Origin of the sequence: Pseudomonas sp. JL2, from assembly GCF_031570495.1 — a bacterium.
GTDB lineage: Bacteria > Pseudomonadota > Gammaproteobacteria > Pseudomonadales > Pseudomonadaceae > Aquipseudomonas > Aquipseudomonas rhizophila.
Genome location: NZ_JAKUDH010000023.1, coordinates 85,936 through 105,896, shown reverse-complemented (window position 1 = coordinate 105,896; position 19,961 = coordinate 85,936). Strand labels below are relative to the sequence as shown.

Sequence of the window (19,961 nt, the reverse complement as noted above, 5' to 3'; positions counted from 1 at the left end):
TCCGTTTCGACTGCGCCGGAAGTGGGGCGAATTATAGACTTCCAGGATTTGCCGTCAAGCGTTAATTACGCTTTTGTTGCAGAAGGTGCTTTGCGTCCAATTAAACGCGGTATCCGGCGCGTAACCACAGGAATTCGAAGCATCAAAAGCACAGCACCTATAAAGGCGTAAATCGACCACTCCTTAAGATCCGCCCGCACAATCCACAACATATGCAGCAATCCAAGGCCCAAGATCGGATAAACCAGGCGATGCAGTTTTTTCCAGCGCGCGCCCAGTCGCCGCTGACTGTAGCGATTGGAAGTAATCGCCAGCGCCAAGAGCCCAAGAAACCCGAGCGCTCCGACGATAATGTAAGGTCGCTTGCTCAGCTCGACGCCCAGTTGCGACCAATCGAACCCCAGGATGAACGCCGTATACCCACTCAAATGCAGCACCACATAAGCAAAGCACCACAATCCCAGCTGACGCCTGACCGCGATCCACCCTGCCCACCCCGTGAGTTTCTGCAACGGCGTCATGCTCAAGGTGATCAACAACAAAATAAGCGTGCCCAACCCGAGCCGATCCACCAGCACCTTGCCTGGGTCAGGCCCCAACTTATTCATCAACGCTTCGTAGAGCCAGAGCAACGGCCAAACCGCCGCCGCGACAAAGACGCCGATTCGCCAGACTGGAAAACGCATCAGTAGTCCTTCCTCAAGTCCATCCCTGCATATAAAGAAGCGACTTCATCCTGATAGCCGTTGAACATCAACGTATCGCGCACGTTAGGACTGAACAGCCCGCTCGGCAGACGGCGCTCCCGTGCCTGGGTCCAACGCGGGTGATCGACCGTCGGATTGACGTTGGCGTAAAAGCCGTACTCGTCGGACGCAATGCTCTGCCAGGTCGTCTTGGGCTGCTCGCTGACCAGACTGATGCGCACAATGGACTTCACACTTTTGAAACCGTACTTCCACGGCACCACCAAGCGCAACGGTGCACCGTTCTGATTCGGCAACTCTCGCCCATACATCCCAACCGCCATGATTGCCAGCGGATTCATCGCTTCATCCAGTCGCAAGCCCTCGACATAAGGCCAGTCGATCAAAGCAAACCCTGAGCGCTGCCCTGGCATAGTCTTGGGATCCTGCAGGGTTTCGAAACGAATGTACTTGGCCTTGGAGGTCGGCTCGACCTGCTTGAGCAACGCCGAAATGGGAAAGCCAATCCATGGGATAACCATGGACCAGGCCTCCACGCACCGCAGGCGATAGATTCGCTCCTCCAACTGGTAAGGTTTCATGAAGTCTTCCAACGCATAGCGCCCCGGCTTGCCCACTTCCCCATCGACCACCACGCTCCAGGGCTCGGTTTTCAAGGATCCGGCATTGGCCGCCGGATCACCTTTGCCGGTTCCGAACTCATAGAAATTGTTGTAATGGGTGGCGTCTTTAAAAGGGGTGATGGACTCATCCTTGACCGTAACCGCGCCCCATTGGGTGGACGGCAGCTTCTCGGCAAACCAGGACGGCGCCTTGCCGGGCTCGACATCCGCATAACGCGCAACATCGCCAGCACTGGCCCAACGCGGAAGACCGCTGACGGCAAGCCCCGCCATGGCGGCCCCAAGCATTTGGCGACGGGATAGATAGAGGGATTCTGGCGTGACGTCCGACTCAAGGCAGTCGGACGACTTGGGGATCTTGATCAGCATGACAACTCCGCAGCATTGGAGGGCAGATGCACCAATAGACTGCGGAGTATGAGGGAAATTACATCACTCGGCTTTTTTGTGTCGGCGCAGGCGCAACAGGTATTGAACCGGGCCGGAAGCGGCATAGGCGAGGAATACCAGCAACAAGATACGTGGCGGATCACTGAAGACCACCGCGAACACCAGCACCACCGCCAGAATCGCAACGAACGGCACCCGCCCTTTGAGATCCAGCTCCTTGAAGCTGTTGTACTTGATGTTGCTGACCATCAGCATACCGGCCGCCGCTACCAGCAGCGCCACAAGGAACGACATCTTCGATCCCTGGATACCGTAGTCGCTGAAAGCCCAAACAACACCGGCTACGACACCCGCAGCGGCAGGACTCGCCAAGCCGATGAAGTAGCGCTTGTCAGCCGTACCGACCTGGGTATTGAAACGTGCCAGACGCAACGCGGCACCGGCAACATAGATGAAGGCGACCATCCAGCCGACCTTGCCCATGTCCCCCAGCGCCCAACCGAACGCCAGCAAGGCCGGGGCCACGCCGAAAGCGACCATGTCCGACAGCGAATCGTACTCGGCACCGAACGCGCTCTGGGTATTGGTCATGCGGGCCACACGCCCGTCCAGGCCATCGAGCACCATGGCGACAAAGATCGCGATGGCAGCGAAGGCAAAGTAACGACTCGCCCCGGCGCTATCGCCGGCGCTCAAGGCCGCTTGGGCGCTCATGGAGCTGATGATGGAATAGAAACCGGCGAACAGGTTCGCGGTGGTGAACAGATTCGGCAGCAGATAGATGCCACGGTGCCGGACCTTACGGCCTTCAGCGTCATGTCCTTCTTCGACGTGCTCATCGATGGGCAGCAGGCTTTCGGCGTCAGGAGCCTGGTTGGGCTCGTCGGGGCGTTCGCTCATGGACAGTACCTTGCAACGGTGTGAAAAATTCGACAGGTGTCTGGGACGAGGGTTCGGCCGCAAACGATGCAGCTTTATACCAGAAGCCACCGCCCAAACGAAAAAACGCGGCCAGGGCCGCGTTTTCCGATCAAGCTCGCGACTTAGTTCTTGGCTTTGTCGACGATCTTGTTGGCACCGATCCACGGCATCATCGAGCGCAGCTGCTCGCCAATGATTTCGATACCGTGAGCGGCGTTGTTGCGACGCTTGGCGGTCATCGAAGGATAGCCGGTAGCGCCTTCGCTGATGAACATCTTGGCGTATTCGCCGTCCTGAATACGTTTCAGGGCGTTACGCATGGCCTGGCGGGATTCGGCGTTGATCACTTCCGGACCCGTCACGTACTCGCCGTATTCAGCGTTGTTGGAGATCGAGTAGTTCATGTTGGCGATACCGCCTTCGTACATGAGGTCAACGATCAGCTTCAGTTCGTGCAGGCATTCGAAGTAGGCCATTTCCGGCGCGTAGCCAGCTTCAACCAGGGTTTCGAAACCGGCCTTGACCAGCTCGACAGTACCGCCGCACAGAACGGCTTGTTCGCCGAACAGGTCGGTTTCGGTTTCGTCCTTAAAGGTGGTTTCGATGATGCCGGTACGGCCGCCGCCAACACCGGCAGCGTAGGACAGAGCGACGTTCTTGGCGTTGCCGGAGGCGTCCTGATAGATCGCGATCAGGTCAGGGATACCGCCGCCCTTCACGAATTCGGAACGAACGGTGTGGCCCGGGGCCTTCGGCGCGATCATGATCACGTCGAGGTCGGCGCGTGGCACTACCTGGTTGTAGTGAATCGCGAAACCGTGGGAGAAGGCCAGGGTGGCGCCTTTCTTGATGTTCGGTTCGATTTCGTTCTTGTACAGCGAAGACTGGAACTCGTCCGGGGTCAGGATCATGACCAGGTCGGCGGCGGCAACGGCAGAAGCCACGTCGGTGACTTTCAGACCATGGGCCTCGGCCTTGGCAACGGTGGCCGAGCCTTTACGCAGGCCGACGGTCACGTCAACACCGGAGTCCTTGAGGTTGCACGCCTGGGCGTGGCCTTGGGAACCGTAACCGATGATGGCGACTTTCTTGCCCTGGATGATCGACAGGTCGCAGTCTTTATCGTAGAAAACTTTCATGAATTACCCCTATTTCCGGCCATTCAGGCCATTCGCTAATTTGGTTTAGATGCTCAGTACTTTGTCGCCACGGGCAATCCCGGTGACGCCACTGCGTACGGTTTCCAGAATCGAGGCAGTGCCGATCGATTGAATGAAGCTGTCGAGCTTGTCGCTGGTACCGGTCAACTGAACGGTATAGACGCTGGCGCTGACATCGACGATCTGCCCACGATAAATATCGGTAGTGCGTTTGATCTCGGCGCGCTGGGCACCGGTGGCCTTGACCTTGACCAGCATCAGCTCGCGCTCGATGTGCGCGCTTTCCGACAGGTCCACCAGCTTGACCACCTCGATCAGCTTGTTCAGGTTCTTGGTGATCTGCTCGATGATTTCATCGTGCCCCACAGTGGTCAGCGTCAGACGCGACAGGGTCGGGTCTTCGGTTGGCGCCACGGTCAGGCTTTCGATGTTGTAGTTGCGCTGCGAAAACAGGCCCACTACGCGAGACAGAGCACCCGGTTCGTTTTCCAGAAGCAGGGAAATAATATGTCGCATGATTAGGTACGCTCCGTCTTGCTCAGCCACATATCGCGCATGGAGCCGTCTTTGATCTGCATCGGGTAGACGTGCTCGCTGGTATCGACCTTGATATCGAGGAACACCAGGCGATCCTTCATGGCGAAAGCTTCTTCGAGCCCGGACTTCAAGTCCTTCAGGTCAGTGATGCGGATGCCCACGTGACCATAGGCTTCGACCAGCTTGACGAAGTCCGGCAACGACTCCATGTAGGAGTGCGAGTGACGGCTGCCGTAGCTCATGTCCTGCCACTGGCGAACCATGCCCAGTACGCCGTTGTTCAGGTTGACGATTTTCACCGGCAAACCGTACTGCAGGCAGGTCGACAGCTCCTGGATGTTCATCTGGATACTGCCCTCGCCCGTGACACAGGCGACGTCGCTATCCGGAAAGCTCAACTTGACGCCCATGGCCGCCGGGAAACCGAAGCCCATGGTGCCCAGACCACCGGAGTTGATCCAGCGGTTGGGCTTGTTGAACTTGTAATACTGCGCGGCGAACATCTGGTGCTGGCCCACGTCGGAGGTCACAAAGGCATCGCCCTTGGTCACTTCGCACAGGGTTTCGATCACGGTCTGCGGCTTGATCACGCTGCCGTCGCCCTTGTCGTAAGGGAACAGGCCACGATCACCGCGCCACTCATCAACCTGCTTCCACCAACTGGCCACGGACTCCTTGTTCGGAGCCTCGCCGATTTCCTTGAGGATGGCGACCATTTCGCTCAGCACGCTCTCCACAGGACCGACAATCGGCACGTCTGCCTTGATGGTCTTGGAGATCGACGCCGGGTCGATGTCGATATGGATGATCTTGGCGTTCGGGCAAAACTTCGCCGGGCCGTTGATGACACGGTCGTCGAAACGCGCGCCGACCGCCAGAATCACATCGGCATGGTGCATCGCCAGGTTGGCGGTATAGCTGCCGTGCATGCCGAGCATGCCGATGAACTGACGGTCAGTGCCCGGGTAGGCGCCCAACCCCATCAGCGTATTGGTGACCGGCAGGTTGAGCATTTTCGCCAATTCGGTCAGCGGCGCGGAGCCACCACCGAGGATGACGCCGCCACCCGAGTACAGCACCGGACGCTTGGCCGCCAGCAGCATTTCGGCTGCCTTGCGGATTTGCCCGGAGTGACCGCGCACAGCCGGGCTGTAGGAACGCAGCTTGGCTTTCTTGGGGAAAATGTATTCGAACTTCTCGGCCGGGTTGGTCATGTCTTTCGGGACATCGACCACAACCGGGCCCGGACGACCGGATTCAGCCAGGTAGAACGCCTTCTTCATGACCTCCGGGATCTCCGAAGCGTGCTTGATCATGAAGCTGTGCTTCACGATCGGCCGGGAAATACCGATCATGTCGGTTTCCTGGAACGCGTCGGTGCCGACCATGGTGCTGGGCACCTGACCGGAGATGATCACCATCGGGATAGAGTCCATGTACGCTGTGGCGATACCGGTGATGGCGTTCGTGGCGCCAGGGCCGGAAGTCACCAGGACCACGCCGGCTTTACCGGTGGCACGGGCATAACCGTCAGCCATGTGGGTCGCCGCTTGCTCATGACGAACCAGGATGTGGGTCACTTCCGGTTCTTTGAACAGGGCATCATAGACATGAAGAAGAGCACCACCGGGGTACCCGTAGATATATTTGACGCCTTCGTCACGCAAAAAGCGGACGAGCATCTCACCGCCAGATAAAAGCTCCACGTTGTTCACCTCTAAAACGCCAGAATACCGGCCCACAAAAAGGGACGGGTCTTAATAGGTTTACTTCTCGGCAGAGCATGAGCGACGGTGGTCGCCGACTACGTCAGCACTGACTGAGCAAGTATTGGGATCGTCCCAAGTGTTGCGGGCCTTTCCCACCCAGCGCGAGGTAACGCGTTGCGGGTGTAACAGGTCGGCGCGGATGTGCGCCTCATGATCTGCCGAGTGGGCCTGCTTCTGGCAGTCCCTCTACAGCGGACTTTGGATTCTTCTGTTTCGCCCTCTGCAAGTCAAGCCGTCAATGTGCTTTATTCGAAGTAAGCGCATGAGAACGCAAGAAAAAACCTTTAAACAGCAACTGTGTTAGCTTCAATTGCGCAACCCATGACAAGGAAACAGCATGCGAATGTTCTTCTTGACGGCCAGCCTGCTGGTTGGCCTGAGCCCGATGTGCATGGCCGGTCAGGTCTATAAATGGGTGGACGCCCAAGGGGTTACCCACTTTGGCTCCCAGCCACCGCCTGAAGGACAGGCCACGACGGTGATCAAGTCCTCCCCTTCCGCCGCCAAGCCAGCAGCCCCCCCGCCTGCCGGGGTCATTGGCGACCAGAAGGCGATTGACCAACAGGTCAAGCAACAGATTGCCGAGCAGCAAGCCCAGCTCAAGGCCTTCTGCGAACAGACTCGGACCAATCTGGCGCAACTGCAGAACAACCCGAGGGTACGCGAGGATGTGGAAGGGGAAATGCGCCGCCTCACAGAAGAGGAGCGGCGCCAGCGCATCGACGAAACCCGCAAGCAGATCGAGGAGCACTGCCAATAAATGGCGGTCAGTTAACGTCGCTGATCAATTGGTCGAACTGCGCCAACAGTCGCTGCAACTCCACGCCTTGGCCCGGCCGCTGGGCATAGACCATTTGAGCCATCTCCAGGATGCCCGAGGCGTTGGGCAGCGGCAGGTCATTTTCCAGGATGGCTTTCATGCGCGGCAGGAAAATCCATTGCAGCCATTGCTCGAAGTCCAGCGTGTCGACCGCGAACGGCTCGACACTGGCCAACGCCTCGGCCGACGGCGAAACGCTGCTCCACCAGCCCTGGACCCGCAACTCCCGCTCAATCAGCAGCAACTGATCGGCGATCTTGGGAAAACGCGTATCCATCAGAGCGAAACCTTGGCCTTCTGACGGGCCAATGCCGCGCCGGCGGAGTCGCCTTGTTTCTCACGGGCCTGAGCGATCAATTCCCACAGGCTGGCCTGAAGCGCCGGACGACCGTTGGCGAATGTCAGGCCACGGCGGGCCAGTTGCTCGGCTTGCGGCGCATCGCCCTGGGCCATGCGCACCTGGGCCAGGCGATAGAGAACCTGGGGTTCACGCGGCGCAACACGCTGGGCTCGCTCAAGGCTGGAGGACGCACCATTGAGGTCACCACCGGCCTGTTGCTGTTGGGCTGTGGTGAGCAATGCCAGTACTGGACCGTCCAATTGTTCATCAGCGGACAGACCTCCCGAACTGGTCGAGGGAATGCTGCTCGGTGCAGAAGGCATGTTGAAGCTGCCCTGGTCGATTGGTGAAGTATCGATAGGGCCCGGCGTGATCGGCCCTGGCGTGATCGGTGTGCTGCTGATCGGTGCCGACGTCGTGGCGCCGCCACCGGGCACCATCACGACGACACCGGTATCGCCCTGGGGAATCGCCTGGACCTGTCCCTGCACCGGCCGCTGCACCGTCGTTTGACGGAAGCCGCCATTGGCCGAGACCCGCTCGCTATTGGAAACGGCAGTGCCGGAGTCGACAACCGGAATCGAACCGCGTTGTACGGTAGAGCAACCGCTGAGCAATGCCACGGCCGTAACCGCTGGAATCAACCACTTGTTCACTTGAAACCCTCTTTGCTTAATTCATCCAGTCCTTGACCCAATCCATGACCGATTCGGCGGGGTTTGGAATGCCACAGGCTGCACCGGGTGGTGGTTCGCTGCCGCGAATATACGGCATCTGCACCGCGCCCGGGCAACTGGCGTCGGAGCCTTGGCCGGTGCGCGAATCCACCCAGGCCTGAACGATATTGTCTGGTTGCGGCATGTCCAGCGGCAACGGATCGGCCTTGCGCATGAAACTGGTCCAGACCTGCAATGCCCCGGTGGCGCCAGTGAACGGGGTCTTGCCATTGTCGTCACGGCCGAGCCAGACCACTGCCAGCAGGTCCTGGCTGAAACCGGCAAACCAGCTGTCGCGCGAGTCGTTGCTGGTACCGGTCTTGCCCGCCAGGGTCAGGTTACGCGGTAGTACGTTATAAACCGAACTGCCGGTGCCTTCACGCATGACCCGTTGCATGGCGCTCTGGATCAGATAAATGGACGCGGGATCAAAACGCTGCTGGATCTGGAACGGATAGCGCTTGAGCGGCTCGCCGTCGGCGGTAAGCACGCTGCGAATGCCGCGCATCGGCGTGTTGAAGCCACCGTTGGCCAGTGTCTGGTACATGGCTGCCACTTCAATCGGCGTGAGGCCACCGGCTCCCAGCAGCATCGATGGGAATGCCGGGAATTCGCGACTGACACCCAGGCGGGCCAAGGTCTTGAGGACATTCGGCACGCCGATTTCAAGCCCGAGGCGAGCCGTCGACAGGTTGTAGGAATGCGCAAGCCCCTGGTACAGGAACACCGTACCGTGGGAGCGGCGATCATAATTCTGCGGCTTCCACACCTGACCGTCCGCGCCCTTGACCGAGAACGCCTCGTCGGACAGCCAACTGGTCAGGGTGTACTGGCTCGGTTTTTCCAGGGCGGTGAGGTAGACCGCCGGCTTGATCAGGGAGCCGATCGGGCGGACCGCATCGAGCGCCCGGTTGAAACCGGCAAAACTGGCCTGCCGACTGCCGATCATGGCCTGGACTTCGCCGGTTTCCGGGTTGGTCACCACCATCGCGGCTTCCACTTCATCAGAGCCCTTGCGCCCGGCCAGTCGCTTGAAGGTGTCATTGACCGATGCTTCGGCCTTCATCTGCAGGATCGGGTCGAAACTGGTGAAGATCCGCAGGCCTTCTTCGGTCAAGTCTTCGTCGCGGTAGTCCTCACGCAGTTGACGCTTGACCAGGTCCATGAAACCAGGGAACGAGCTGTCTGCCAGACTGCCACGCTTGGTCACACCCAAAGGCATCTTCTTCGCCGCTTCGACTTGCTCGGCCGTTGCCACGCCTTGCTGTTGCAGTAAGTCGAGTACCAGATTGCGCCGCTCGAGGGCACGCTCCGGATTACGCCGCGGGTTGTAGGAGGACGGCCCTTTCACCATCCCCACCAGCAATGCCACTTGATGCAGCTTGAGCTCGGACAGCGGCTGGCTGAAGAAGAACTGGCTGGCTAGGCCGAAACCGTGAACCGCCCGCTGGCCGTCCTGGCCGACAAAGACTTCGTTGAGATACGCCTCGAGAATCTCCCGCTTGTCGTAGTGCAGTTCCAGCAACAGCGCCATCATGGCTTCGGTAAGCTTGCGGCTGAGGCTGCGCTCGTTGGTCAAATAGAAGTTCTTGACCAATTGCTGGGTCAGGGTACTGCCGCCCTGGCGCATACGGCCCGAGGAGGTGTTGACCCAGATGGCCCGGGCAATCGACTTGGGCGAGACGCCGAAGTGATGGTAGAAATCGCGGTCCTCGACAGCGATCAGCGTATCGAGCAGGAACGGCGGCACCTGGTCGATCTTGATCAGGATCCGGTCTTCAAGGTTCTTGGGGTAGAGGCCACCGATCAGCAGCGGTTCAAGGCGCACCACTGACAGCTTCGCATTGTTGGCACCGGTCAGCGCAGCCACGTAGTCGCCGGAGAAACGCACTCGCACCGCCTGTGCCTGCTCCATGCCTTCATAGAATTGGAAACCACGGGTATTGAGGTCGACGGTATTGCCGTTGACGGACGCAGCACCCGGGCCATTGGCAACGCTTTCACGGCGATAGCCGAGAGCATCGAGCTCGGTCAGGAAATCGTCCCGACTCAGCTTTTGTCCGACGAACAGCTCCAGGGGCCTGGCGTAGACCTTGGCCGGGATGGTCCAGCGCTTGCCGGAGAACTTCTCCTGGACCACGGCATCGAGGTAGACCGCAAAGCCAGCGAGCACGACGAGGCCCACCAGGCTGAGTTTAAGGGCCCAGCCCAGCCAGGGCCGCAAGCGACTGGCGGGTGGTTTCTTGGGGGTACGGGGGGATCGGGTACGAGTCATGGCGGCGGATTATACGCACTTTGCCGCGGTTCAACATGACCACACAACGGCCCCCTCCTGTTTGCGTTAACGCGGCTTGCCGCCATAATGACGGCCTTGAATTTTCCCAGTCTCTGAAGGATCGCCCGTGAGCCAGTCCCTGATCGCTGCCCTGCAAAACCCGGCCCTCTATCCGCATCCCGTCGAAGGGTTCCAGGTCATCGAGACCCACATTTCCTGGGTATTGCTCACCGGGCCGTATGCCTACAAATTCAAAAAACCGGTCAATTTCGGCTTCCTTGATTTCACCAGCCTCGAGGCACGCAAGCATTTCTGCGGGGAAGAACTGCGCTTGAACCAGCGCCTGACCCAGGATCTGTACCTGGAAGTCATGCCGATTACCGGCACCCCGCAAGTGCCGCAACTGGGTGGCGAAGGTCCGGCCATCGAATACGCCCTGAAGATGCGTCAGTTTCCCCAGAGCCAACTGCTCAGCACGCTCCAGGCCAACGGCGAACTGACCACCGCGCACGTTGACGAAATGGCCGCGCAGATCGCCCGCTTCCATCTCTCTACGCCCACCGTGCCTGCCGAAAACGCCGCCGGCACCCCCGACAGCGTTATGGCACCGGTGCGGCAGAACTTCGAACAGATTCGTCCGTTCCTCAGTGACAAGGCTGACCTGTTGCAGCTCGAAGCCCTGCAAGCCTGGGCCGAAAGCAGCTTCGAACGCCTCAAACCGCTGTTCACCCAACGCAAAGCCGAAGGTTTCATCCGCGAATGCCACGGTGACATCCACTTGGGCAACGCCACGGTGATCGATGGCAAGGTAGTGATTTTCGACTGCATCGAGTTCAACGAGCCGTTCCGCTTCACCGATGTCTATGCCGACACTGCATTCCTGGCGATGGACCTGGAAGACCGCGGCCTCAAGTCGCTGGCGCGACGTTTCGTCAGCCAATACCTGGAGCTGACCGGCGACTATCAAGGCCTGGAACTGCTGAACTTCTACAAAGCCTACCGCGCCCTGGTCCGCGCCAAGGTCGCGCTGTTCAGCATGCCGGCCGAAGCCGACCCGGTGCAGCGCGCCACAACCCTGCGCCAATACCGCAACTACGCGAACCTGGCCGAAAGCTACAGCACCATTCCCTCGCGCTTTCTGGCCATCACCCACGGCGTTTCGGCCGTTGGCAAAAGCCATGTCGCGATGCGCCTGGTGGAAGCCCTGGGCGCCATTCGCTTGCGCTCGGACGTTGAGCGCAAGCGTCTGTTTGGTGAGCAGCAAGTGCCCAATGATCCACAAGCCGGCATCTATAGCAGCGGCGCCAGCGACGCCACTTATGCCCGCTTGCATGAAATCGCCAGTGTCATCCTGCATGCCGGCTTCCCAGCAGTGATCGACGCCACGTACCTCAAACACGATCAGCGCGATGCTGCGGCGAAAGTTGCCGAGGCCACGGGCGCTCCGTTCCTGATCCTCGATTGCAATGCGCCACAAGCGGTTATCGAGAGCAGGCTGGCGCAGCGTCAGGCCGATCAGACAGATCCGTCCGACGCAAATCTGGCCGTTATCGCCGCCCAACAGGCCAGCCGCGAAGCACTCACCCCTGCGGAAATCCTGTGCAGCAAACGGGTCCAGACCAATGAAAGCGGCACGCTCGACATCGTGGTCGCGCAGATTCGTCAACGCTTGCCAGGCCTGTAAAAAACTATTTCGGCCGTGGAGTCTGCCCACCCTTCACGGCCGTCAAACAGTGGCACTATACTGGCGTCATAAAACCAACAGGTGATATGAAATGAGCCTACCCAAGCTTCTCAGTACCCCGCTTTATGCTTTGCTGCGCGAAGACGACATTGCCGGTTTCAACAACGAACGGCCACAAGGCCCGGTTGATATGCGTGGCGGCGATTTTCGCGGTCTGGATCTGCGAGAGCTCAATGCCGACGACGTGGATTTCACCGACGCTTACTTCCGCTCCGCGGATTTGCGCGGCATCGATTTTCGCAAGTCGTCCCTGGAAGGTGCCAGCCTGGCCCATGCGCAAATATCGGGTGCCTATTTCCCGGCAGAACTGTCTGCCGACGAGATTCTGATGTCGATGAACTTCGGCACCCGGCTGCGCTACCGCACCCGCTGAATCGGGCCGAATCTGCCGTCAACCCAATTGATCTCCAGCGCCCCCGCCTGCGCTGGACGCTGCATTTTGCCGCGCGCCCCCACCTATCGTGCGTAATGCATTAGAAGCTTTTGCTTCAAATCCCACCAAAGAATCACGTTTTTCCTACTGACCGCTACACTCCTGAGAAGCTTGCCCACTGCACCTGTCGGCCGTCGCAAGGAGGTTCGATGAATGATGAACTGCAACACCTGAAGAACCTGGGCAAGACATCAGCCCAGTGGCTGCATGCCGTGGGCATCCACAGCGCCTCGGATCTGCGCCGCCTCGGAGCGGTTGATGCCTATCGCGCAGTACGCACTCGCGGGTTCCGAGCTTCGAAGGTGTTGCTCTATGCCATTGAGGGCGCATTGATGGATGTGCACTGGAATGACATCCCCGCCGAACGCAAGGAAGCCTTGAACAAACAATTGGACGCCGTTTCGACGCGTCACAAAGCCTGACCATTCTCCTTGTTTGTCGCCACACGGCCTGCGCTTGAAAGTTATTTGGGCCAATCCAAAAAACAACGTTTGACATGGTAATGAGAATCGCTATGATTAGCACATCCGGTCGCGAGACTGGTCGATATTTGAAAAGCCCTTGGTTCGGACTCTCAGATATCTCCTCATCAGGCTAATCACGGTTATTTGACCCGACTTTTGTCGGGTCTTTTTTTGTCTGGAGGAAATGCGCTGTGTTCACGCATCTGCGCGCAGTAATCCTGAGGGGGAGCGGCCTTGGTGTACCACACGTAATCTGCCATGACCGATGTCATCTCGCTGCCCTCCTCGGCCAGCATCAGGACGGTGGGCGCCTCACTGGCCCCCAAGTCCAGCACATGCAGCGGCACCCCGACGTCTTTTCGTCCATGCCAGGCACCGGCGAACAACAACGCAGGCAATGGCGCAGCCAGCAGACGTTCGGCCATGCGTCGGTCACGTTGTTGCTGGACAGCCAGCATCGCCGGCATCTGAGATTCGGGCAGCAGGCCGCAATGGGATTGGCGAATCTGCTCCAGCAACTGATCCTTCACACTTGCCGCATTCGCACGGGCGCCTCGCAAGTCCGGCGCCTGCCGGTAGACGCGCTGGATCTCGGCGGCGTCCAGATTGGCGGCCAACAACCGATAGCGTTGCGTCAGGGCAAACTCCACGACCGGACCATACAGGCTCCAGTCCCATCCCGGCGACCAACCCAGGGCACCGGGAAGATCAGTTGGCAAGGCAGGTAACTGGCGGACCGCGTCAACGCGAGGCTGCTGGTGGGGTGTCAGCATTTCCAGCAGGAGGCTGCCCTGGGCCCGTTGCGCGGCCAGGGCCTGAAGCAGCCATAGCTGCAGCGCGTGGTGATCCGGATTGTCGTGCTGCTCGCCGACCACCACTCGCGGCGCCCGTGCCAGACGCTCGATCAACGCTTGGGGCGTGACGGCCCGGCCATTGTGCAAATCAAGGATCTGCCCGTCGACCGGGGGCGGCGCGGTGCTCTGACAGGCCGTCAGCACACTCAATGCCAGAATCAGGATCAGGCGCACGTCTACATCCTCAGGCAACCCTCAGCGGGCGATGATCAATGGATGTCCGCGCTCCGGATGGGGTTGCACCAGCACTTCCAGGCCAAACACTGCTTTGAGCGGTTCCGGGCGCAGCACTTGTTGCGGCGTGTCCAGGGCCACCGGCCGGCCGGACGCGAGCAACAACAGGCGATCACAATAACGCGCTGCCAGGTTCAGGTCATGCAGGATCACCAATACGGCCGCGCCGCGATCGGCAAACTCACGCACCGCTTGCAGGATGGTGTGCTGGTGCAGTGGATCGAGCATCGAGGTCGGTTCGTCGAGCAGCAGGGTCTGCCCCGCTTCCCCTGGCCACAACTGTGCCAAGACCCGCGCCAGGTGCACCCGCTGACGCTCGCCGCCCGACAGCGCCAAGTAACTGCGACCGTGCAGATGCGCCGCGTCTGCAGCGTGCAACGCCAAGGCAACGATTTGCTCGTCACGCACTCGACCACACTGATGAGGCAGGCGCCCCATGCCGACTACTTCCTCGACTCGGAAAGCAAAATCCAGGGTCGATGACTGCGGCAATACCGCCAGGCGGCGGGCACGCTCGGCGCCGTCCCACTGGGACAAAGGCCGATCATCGAGCCAGACCTGTCCCTGCGCAGGAGGCAATTGACCGCACAGCCCCGCCAGCAAAGTACTTTTACCTGCACCGTTGGGCCCGAGCACGCCCAGCACCTGGCCGGGATGCAGATCAAGATTGACATCAGCCAACACGGTCTTGCGACCCCGCTGGATGTGCAGGTTCTGCGCTCGTAACATCAGGCGCGTCCTCGCAGCAATAAATAGAGGAAGAACGGCGCCCCGATGAATGCCGTGACGATGCCGATCGGCAGTTCCGCCGGAGCCAGCGCCAGACGCGCCACCAGATCGGCGAACAACAGCAGGCTCGCCCCCGCCAGCACCGAAGCCGGCAACAGAACGCGATGATCGGGGCCGGCCATCAACCGTACCAGATGCGGCACTACCAGCCCGACAAAGCCGATCATGCCCGCCGCCGCCACTGCCGCGCCAACCCCCAGGGCCGTGCAAAACACCAGTTCACGCTTGAGCCCTTCGACATCAACGCCCAAATGGGCGGCTTCGGATTCACCCAGCAACAGAGCATTGAGTGCCCGGGCCCGTCGTGGCAGCCAGAGTGCTACGCCAACGCTGACCAGCAACAGCGGCCACAACCGCGCATAGCTGGCACCATTCAGGCTCCCCAGGTTCCAGAACGTCAAGGTGCGCAGGGTCGCGTCGTCCGCCAGGTAAGTGAACAAGCCCACCGCCGAGCCGGACAGCGCGGTCAGGGCGATACCGGCCAGGAGCATGGTCGCGACATGGGTCTGGCCGTTGCGCCGGCCGAGGCGATAAACCAATGCCGTAACCCCAAGCCCGCCGAGGAACGCACACAACGACAACACATAGGGGCCGAACGCTTCGGGCAAGCCGCCCAGCGCCGAGCCGCCAACAATGGCGAACGCCGCGCCCAGTGCCGCACCGCTGGACACCCCGACCAGCCCCGGGTCGGCCAACGGGTTGCGGAACAGCCCCTGCATCGCCACCCCGGATAATGCCAATACCCCGCCCACCGCCAGCCCCAGCAGGGTGCGTGGCAGACGGATCTGGCCGAGGATCAGTTCGGCCTGCTCCAGACCTTCGGCGGCCACTGGCAAGCCCATCAAGCGCAACGCCGCGCGCAAGGTATCGAACAGCGGCAAACTCACCGGCCCCAGGGCCAGGGACAGCCAGATCGCCAGCAGACACAACAGGGCCAGGCCAATGAACAAGGTGCGCGGTTTGACCAGAGGGGTCATGGTGCCTTGGCCGGTTCGGTCGGGTAAAAACCGGCCGTCAGCTTCACCAGACTTTGCGGTAACCGGGGGCCTAGCCCGCCGACCAACAGTGTCGGGTCAAGCTCGATAACGCGCCCGGTCCTGGCGGCACGGGTGGAGGAAAGAATCGGATTTTCCCTGAACAACGCCGCACGCGCTTCTTCGCCACTCAACGCGCGATCGGCGAACACCAGTACTTCGGGATTCAGGCTGGCCAGGCTCTCCACCGAAAATGCCTTGTAACCATGGTGTGTCGCCAAGTTGTGACCGCCGGCCTGCTGCACCAGCCAATCGGCGGAGGTGCCCAGGCCTGCGACCATCGGCTTGCCGCCGGAGCTTGCGACCAACAGCAACACGCCGGGGGCCTGTTGCTCAAGCTGGATTTTACTCACTCGAGCTTTCTGTTGGCTGAGCTGCTGTTGATAACTGTCGAACAACTGCGCGGCTTTGGCCTCGGCGCCCAGCAGTTGACCCAGGTGCCGCAGATTGCCCTGAAGGGTCGACAGGTCGGGCGTGGCCGAGAACAGTTCAACCTGTACCCCGGCGCTGCGGATCTGCGACAGCACCGGTGGCGGCCCCATTTCTTCGGTGCCTACGAGGATCTGCGGACGCAGGCTCAATACCCCCTCGGCCGAGAGTTGTCGCTGATAACCGATGCTGGGTAAATCCCGCAAGGCTTCGGGATGCTGGCTGGTGGTGTCCACGCCCACCAGTTTCGACTCACCGCCCAGCGCGCTGACCCATTCGGACACTGCCCCGCCGGCACTGACCCAGCGCTGCGGCAGTTCAGCCGCCACCAAGCCCTGGCTGGCTAACATGACAACACAGAGCGTGACAACACGGATATTCAGGCGCATCGGGCAGCTTCCTCGAAGAAATGTTCACAGGGCCGGGCATGAACCCCGCAGGCAAAGTATCCTCAGCCCCCTGCGAAGGAGGCGCCATTTGATAATTGTTTTCATTTGGACGTCAAGCATGAACCTTTGGGGGGGTTGCCTCTGTGGGAGCGAGCCTGCTCGCGATTAGCGGTGTGTCGACCCATTGCTGCTGGCTGATCGACCGCTATCGCGAGCAGGCTCGCTCCCACACAAACTCGCCCACTCATAACCATAGAGACCCACATGAAGTTTCTTTGTACCGGCGCCGAATTGCCCGACAACAGCAGTCGCGGTTTCGACCTCGATGGGCGCAAGTTGTTGGCGGTGCGTCGCGCCGGCCAGGTGTATGTCTATCTCAACCGCTGCCCGCACCGCGGCGTACCGCTGGAATGGCGGCCCGATGAGTTTCTCGACCCCAGCGCCAGCCTGATCCAGTGCGCCACCCACGGCGCACTGTTTCTGATTGAAAGCGGTGAATGCGTCGCCGGCCCCTGTGCCGGGCAGTCCCTGGCTGCGTTAGAGAGCCGGGAGGACGAGCAAGGCATCTGGGTCGAGCAGCACCGGTAACGGCCGATCCACCCACATTTGCTCGGGCGTCAGCGTCACCCCGTAGGCCAGCACTTCCACGCCCGCGGCCACAGCGTCGCGCAACGCCGCCGCGTACAGCGGGTCGATTTCCTGTGCCGGGCGCACGGCGTCGATCCCGCTCAGGTTGACACAATACAACTGCACCGCCCGCACGCCGTCCCGGGCCAGGTGAGCGAGTTCGCGCAGATGCCTGGCTCCCCGCTGGGTCACCGCATCAGGAAACGCCGCCACGGTCGTGCCGTCAAAACCCAACGTGACACTTTTGACTTCGACCCAGGCGGAGCCTTCGTCGTAGTCCAGTCGAAAATCGATACGACTGTTTTCCTGACCGTAAGCCACTTCACGCTTGAGCCCGGTAAAACCGTTCAGCTCGCTGATGACCCCGGCACGCAGGGCCTCTTCGATTAGCGGGTTGGCTCGCGCGGTATTGATGCAGGCCAACCGCCCCTGGGGGGTTTCGCCTATTTCCCAGGTGCCGGGCAATTTGCGCTTGGGGTCGCTGGAACGACTGAACCAGACTCGCGCACCTTCGGCCATGCAATTGAGCATCGAACCGGTGTTGGGGCAATGAATCGTCAGCAGTTCGCCATGAACGGTCTCGATATCGGCAAGAAAACGCTTATAACGTCGAATCAGCCGGCCTTCTTCCAGCGCAGGTGAAAAAAGCATCAGCCTTGCCAACTCCGCAGTCCGCGCTCGATTCGCTCCACCGCTTCCTGGAGCCGCGGCAAGCTCTGGGTGTAGGCGAAACGCACATGGTGCCCAGCCTGATGGCGACCGAAATCCAGCCCCGGCGTGAACGCCACATGCTCGGTCTCCAGAAAGTGCTGGCAGAACGCAAAAGCATCGCCGCCGAATGCACTAATGTCGGCATACAGGTAAAACGCCCCTTCCGGCTCCACTGCGATGCCGAACCCCAGATCACGCAAGGCCGGTAGCAGAAAGTCGCGCCGCAGCGCGAACTCGGCCCGGCGCTGCTCGAATATCTCGATTGTCGCCGGTTCGAAACAGGCCAACGCCGCGTACTGGGCCATGCTCGGCGCACTGATGTAAAGGTTCTGCGCCAGCTTCTCCAGCTCACCAACAGCCGCCGAAGGGGCCACCAGCCAGCCCAGCCGCCAGCCGGTCATGCCGAAATACTTGGAAAAGCTATTAAGGACGAAAGCTTCGTCGTCGACTTCCAGCACGCTCGCGGCATCGGTGCCATAAGTCAGGCCGTGATAGATCTCATCCACCACCAAGTGACCGTTGTGGCCCTTGATTGCCTTGGACAGGCCGGCCAGTTCGTCCCGGCTGAGAATCGTCCCGGTCGGGTTGGCCGGCGACGCGACCAGCGCACCCACGCTGTTCGAGTCCCAATAGCGGTTCACCAGGTCCGGGGTCAGCTGGTAGCGCACGTCCGGGCCTACCGGCACCAATTGAGCCGTACCTTCCACCAGCCGCAGAAAGTGGCGATTGCAGGGGTAACCGGGGTCCGCCAACAGCCAGTGCTTGCCCGGGTCCACCAGCAACGCGCTGGTCAGCAGCAACGCGCCGGATCCGCCCGGCGTGACCAGGATGCGCCGTGGGTCTATGTCCACACCGTAGCGCTGCCCATAGAAACCGGCGATGGCTTCGCGCAGCTCGGGGATGCCACGGGCCGCCGTGTAACGGGTCTTTCCCGCCGCCAGCGCGGCCTGGCCGGCCTGGATGATCGGCTCAGCCGTGGTGAAGTCCGGCTCGCCGATCTCCAGGTGGATGACATCGTGCCCGGCGGCCTGCAGCTCATTGGCACGGGCCAGGAGCGCCATCACATGGAAAGGTTCGATGGCGCGGCTACGCGCACTGTAGGGCTGAGCCATTAGCCTTCCTTCTGGTAAAAAAGAACCGATTCTACCTAACTCTCCGGCCAACCCAGAAACAACCGCGCAAGCGAGCACGAACTCAGGGCCCGGCCGCTTGCAGCAAATGTCTCCAGCGATCGGCTCAGGCTTGACTAGAATCAAGCATTGAGCAGGTTTGTCACTCCACCGGACTGAACTTGACCACGCTTTGCAAGCCCCGGCCACCGCAGGCTCGACAACCGGGAGTAGCGCGGCCCGATTTGATCTGGTAAGTTCGCCCGCTTGCAGCCGCAGGGCCGGCAGGTGTCGGTGATGGAGCAATCCTGCGTAGTGGATTACAAGAGTAGAGGCGGTCCATTCATGCCCACCCAAGCAAAGCAGAATCAAAATCAGTCGCTCAGCGGGTTTGAGCCGTACGTGCCGCAAGCTGGCGAAGAGTACATGGGCGCCCCCATGCGCGCGCACTTCACCAAGATCCTGAACAAGTGGAAACAGGACTTGATGCAGGAAGTCGACCGCACTGTGGATCACATGAAAGACGAAGCGGCGAACTTCCCTGACCCGGCCGACCGTGCCAGCCAGGAAGAAGAATTCAGCCTCGAACTACGCGCCCGTGACCGTGAGCGCAAGCTCATCAAGAAAATCGACAAGACGTTGCAACTGATCGAAGACGAAGAATACGGTTGGTGCGAGTCCTGCGGCGTCGAGATCGGCGTCAAGCGGCTGGAAGCACGTCCGACCGCCGACATGTGTGTCGACTGCAAGACCCTGGCGGAAATCAAGGAAAAACAGGTCGGCAAGTAAATTGCCTGGGCTGTCATCGAAAAACGGAGCGTTCACACGCTCCGTTTTTTGTTTCTGATACTTCCCGCACACCCGNTGGCGGAAATCAAGGAAAAAC

Annotated in this window: 21 protein-coding genes; 6 read left to right on the top strand and 15 right to left on the bottom strand. The window is 60.4% G+C overall.

Annotated features, from left to right (window positions below; genetic code table 11):
• Window positions 1-65: 65 nt before the first annotated feature.
• The 6 genes from msrQ to MKS85_RS23900 form a co-directional block, all read right to left on the bottom strand.
• On the bottom strand, window positions 66-686 hold the full coding sequence (gene msrQ / locus MKS85_RS23925; protein ID WP_047229828.1) for a protein-methionine-sulfoxide reductase heme-binding subunit MsrQ: 621 nt from the start codon (window positions 684-686) through the stop codon (window positions 66-68).
• Entirely contained in the window at window positions 686-1,699 is a 1,014-nt protein-coding gene (gene msrP, locus MKS85_RS23920; protein ID WP_188252333.1) for a protein-methionine-sulfoxide reductase catalytic subunit MsrP, read from the bottom strand. Before msrP ends, msrQ begins: the two co-directional genes overlap by 1 nt.
• 63 nt (window positions 1,700-1,762) lie before the next feature.
• Window positions 1,763-2,620, bottom strand: coding sequence for a CDP-diacylglycerol--serine O-phosphatidyltransferase (pssA, locus tag MKS85_RS23915; RefSeq protein ID WP_076386334.1), 858 nt, complete (start codon window positions 2,618-2,620; stop codon window positions 1,763-1,765).
• Window positions 2,621-2,763: 143 nt separating this feature from the next.
• Window positions 2,764-3,780: a ketol-acid reductoisomerase gene (gene ilvC / locus MKS85_RS23910; RefSeq protein ID WP_003228216.1), complete on the bottom strand. Its 1,017-nt coding sequence runs from the start codon at window positions 3,778-3,780 to the stop codon at window positions 2,764-2,766.
• Window positions 3,781-3,825: 45 nt separating this feature from the next.
• On the bottom strand, window positions 3,826-4,317 hold the full coding sequence (gene ilvN, locus MKS85_RS23905; protein WP_003205610.1) for an acetolactate synthase small subunit: 492 nt from the start codon (window positions 4,315-4,317) through the stop codon (window positions 3,826-3,828).
• 2 nt (window positions 4,318-4,319) lie between these two features.
• A complete protein-coding gene (locus MKS85_RS23900) occupies window positions 4,320-6,044 on the bottom strand; it encodes an acetolactate synthase 3 large subunit (RefSeq protein WP_047229879.1) in 1,725 nt (574 codons plus the stop codon).
• Window positions 6,045-6,444: 400 nt separating this feature from the next.
• On the opposite strand from MKS85_RS23900, the gene MKS85_RS23895 reads away from it, so the two are divergent.
• Window positions 6,445-6,867 carry a DUF4124 domain-containing protein gene (locus tag MKS85_RS23895; protein WP_409078025.1) on the top strand — a complete coding sequence of 141 codons (423 nt, stop codon included), beginning with the start codon at window positions 6,445-6,447 and terminating at the stop codon, window positions 6,865-6,867.
• A 7-nt stretch (window positions 6,868-6,874) separates the two neighbouring features.
• On the opposite strand, the gene MKS85_RS23890 is transcribed toward MKS85_RS23895, so the two are convergent.
• From MKS85_RS23890 to mrcB, 3 genes are read right to left on the bottom strand one after another with little or no spacing between them, the layout of a single operon-like run.
• Entirely contained in the window at window positions 6,875-7,204 is a 330-nt protein-coding gene (locus MKS85_RS23890; protein ID WP_047229832.1) for a YqcC family protein, read from the bottom strand.
• Window positions 7,204-7,923, bottom strand: a complete 720-nt coding sequence (locus MKS85_RS23885; RefSeq protein ID WP_047229833.1) for a M48 family metallopeptidase — start codon at window positions 7,921-7,923, stop codon at window positions 7,204-7,206. The genes MKS85_RS23890 and MKS85_RS23885 overlap by 1 nt, the downstream gene beginning before the upstream one ends.
• Before the next feature lie 16 nt (window positions 7,924-7,939).
• Window positions 7,940-10,258: a penicillin-binding protein 1B gene (gene mrcB, locus MKS85_RS23880; protein WP_047229834.1), complete on the bottom strand. Its 2,319-nt coding sequence runs from the start codon at window positions 10,256-10,258 to the stop codon at window positions 7,940-7,942.
• A gap of 127 nt (window positions 10,259-10,385) precedes the next feature.
• On the opposite strand from mrcB, the gene MKS85_RS23875 reads away from it, so the two are divergent.
• The 3 genes from MKS85_RS23875 (at window position 10,386) to MKS85_RS23865 (ending at window position 12,857) form a co-directional block, all read left to right on the top strand.
• The gene (locus MKS85_RS23875) at window positions 10,386-11,942 is read left to right on the top strand and encodes a bifunctional aminoglycoside phosphotransferase/ATP-binding protein (RefSeq protein ID WP_076386338.1); all 1,557 of its coding nucleotides are present in this window, start codon (window positions 10,386-10,388) and stop codon (window positions 11,940-11,942) included.
• Between the two features lie 91 nt (window positions 11,943-12,033).
• The gene (locus MKS85_RS23870) at window positions 12,034-12,375 is read left to right on the top strand and encodes a pentapeptide repeat-containing protein (protein ID WP_047229836.1); all 342 of its coding nucleotides are present in this window, start codon (window positions 12,034-12,036) and stop codon (window positions 12,373-12,375) included.
• A 209-nt stretch (window positions 12,376-12,584) separates the two neighbouring features.
• Complete coding sequence (locus MKS85_RS23865) at window positions 12,585-12,857, top strand: TfoX/Sxy family protein (protein ID WP_047229837.1); 273 nt, start codon at window positions 12,585-12,587, stop codon at window positions 12,855-12,857.
• 182 nt (window positions 12,858-13,039) lie between these two features.
• Here MKS85_RS23865 and MKS85_RS23860 read toward each other — a convergent pair whose 3' ends face one another.
• From MKS85_RS23860 to MKS85_RS23845, 4 genes are read right to left on the bottom strand one after another with little or no spacing between them, the layout of a single operon-like run.
• The gene (locus tag MKS85_RS23860) at window positions 13,040-13,927 is read right to left on the bottom strand and encodes a ChaN family lipoprotein (RefSeq protein ID WP_188252334.1); all 888 of its coding nucleotides are present in this window, start codon (window positions 13,925-13,927) and stop codon (window positions 13,040-13,042) included.
• Between the two features lie 21 nt (window positions 13,928-13,948).
• On the bottom strand, window positions 13,949-14,716 hold the full coding sequence (locus MKS85_RS23855; RefSeq protein ID WP_139051177.1) for a heme ABC transporter ATP-binding protein: 768 nt from the start codon (window positions 14,714-14,716) through the stop codon (window positions 13,949-13,951).
• Window positions 14,716-15,699 (bottom strand): iron ABC transporter permease, encoded by a 984-nt coding sequence (locus tag MKS85_RS23850; RefSeq protein WP_171061425.1) that lies wholly within the window; start codon window positions 15,697-15,699, stop codon window positions 14,716-14,718. The genes MKS85_RS23855 and MKS85_RS23850 overlap by 1 nt, the downstream gene beginning before the upstream one ends.
• A gap of 50 nt (window positions 15,700-15,749) precedes the next feature.
• Window positions 15,750-16,628 (bottom strand): hemin ABC transporter substrate-binding protein, encoded by an 879-nt coding sequence (locus tag MKS85_RS23845; protein WP_188252335.1) that lies wholly within the window; start codon window positions 16,626-16,628, stop codon window positions 15,750-15,752.
• Between the two features lie 264 nt (window positions 16,629-16,892).
• Here MKS85_RS23845 and MKS85_RS23840 point away from each other — a divergent pair, with 264 nt between their 5' ends.
• Complete coding sequence (locus tag MKS85_RS23840; RefSeq protein ID WP_047229841.1) at window positions 16,893-17,216, top strand: Rieske (2Fe-2S) protein; 324 nt, start codon at window positions 16,893-16,895, stop codon at window positions 17,214-17,216.
• On the opposite strand, the gene sfsA is transcribed toward MKS85_RS23840, so the two are convergent.
• Complete coding sequence (gene sfsA, locus MKS85_RS23835; RefSeq protein WP_107322945.1) at window positions 17,166-17,906, bottom strand: DNA/RNA nuclease SfsA; 741 nt, start codon at window positions 17,904-17,906, stop codon at window positions 17,166-17,168. The genes MKS85_RS23840 and sfsA overlap by 51 nt on opposite strands.
• Window positions 17,906-19,078 carry a pyridoxal phosphate-dependent aminotransferase gene (locus tag MKS85_RS23830; RefSeq protein ID WP_139051179.1) on the bottom strand — a complete coding sequence of 391 codons (1,173 nt, stop codon included), beginning with the start codon at window positions 19,076-19,078 and terminating at the stop codon, window positions 17,906-17,908. Before MKS85_RS23830 ends, sfsA begins: the two co-directional genes overlap by 1 nt.
• A gap of 342 nt (window positions 19,079-19,420) precedes the next feature.
• On the opposite strand from MKS85_RS23830, the gene dksA reads away from it, so the two are divergent.
• Window positions 19,421-19,864: an RNA polymerase-binding protein DksA gene (gene dksA / locus MKS85_RS23825; protein ID WP_047229844.1), complete on the top strand. Its 444-nt coding sequence runs from the start codon at window positions 19,421-19,423 to the stop codon at window positions 19,862-19,864.
• Window positions 19,865-19,961: the final 97 nt, after the last annotated feature.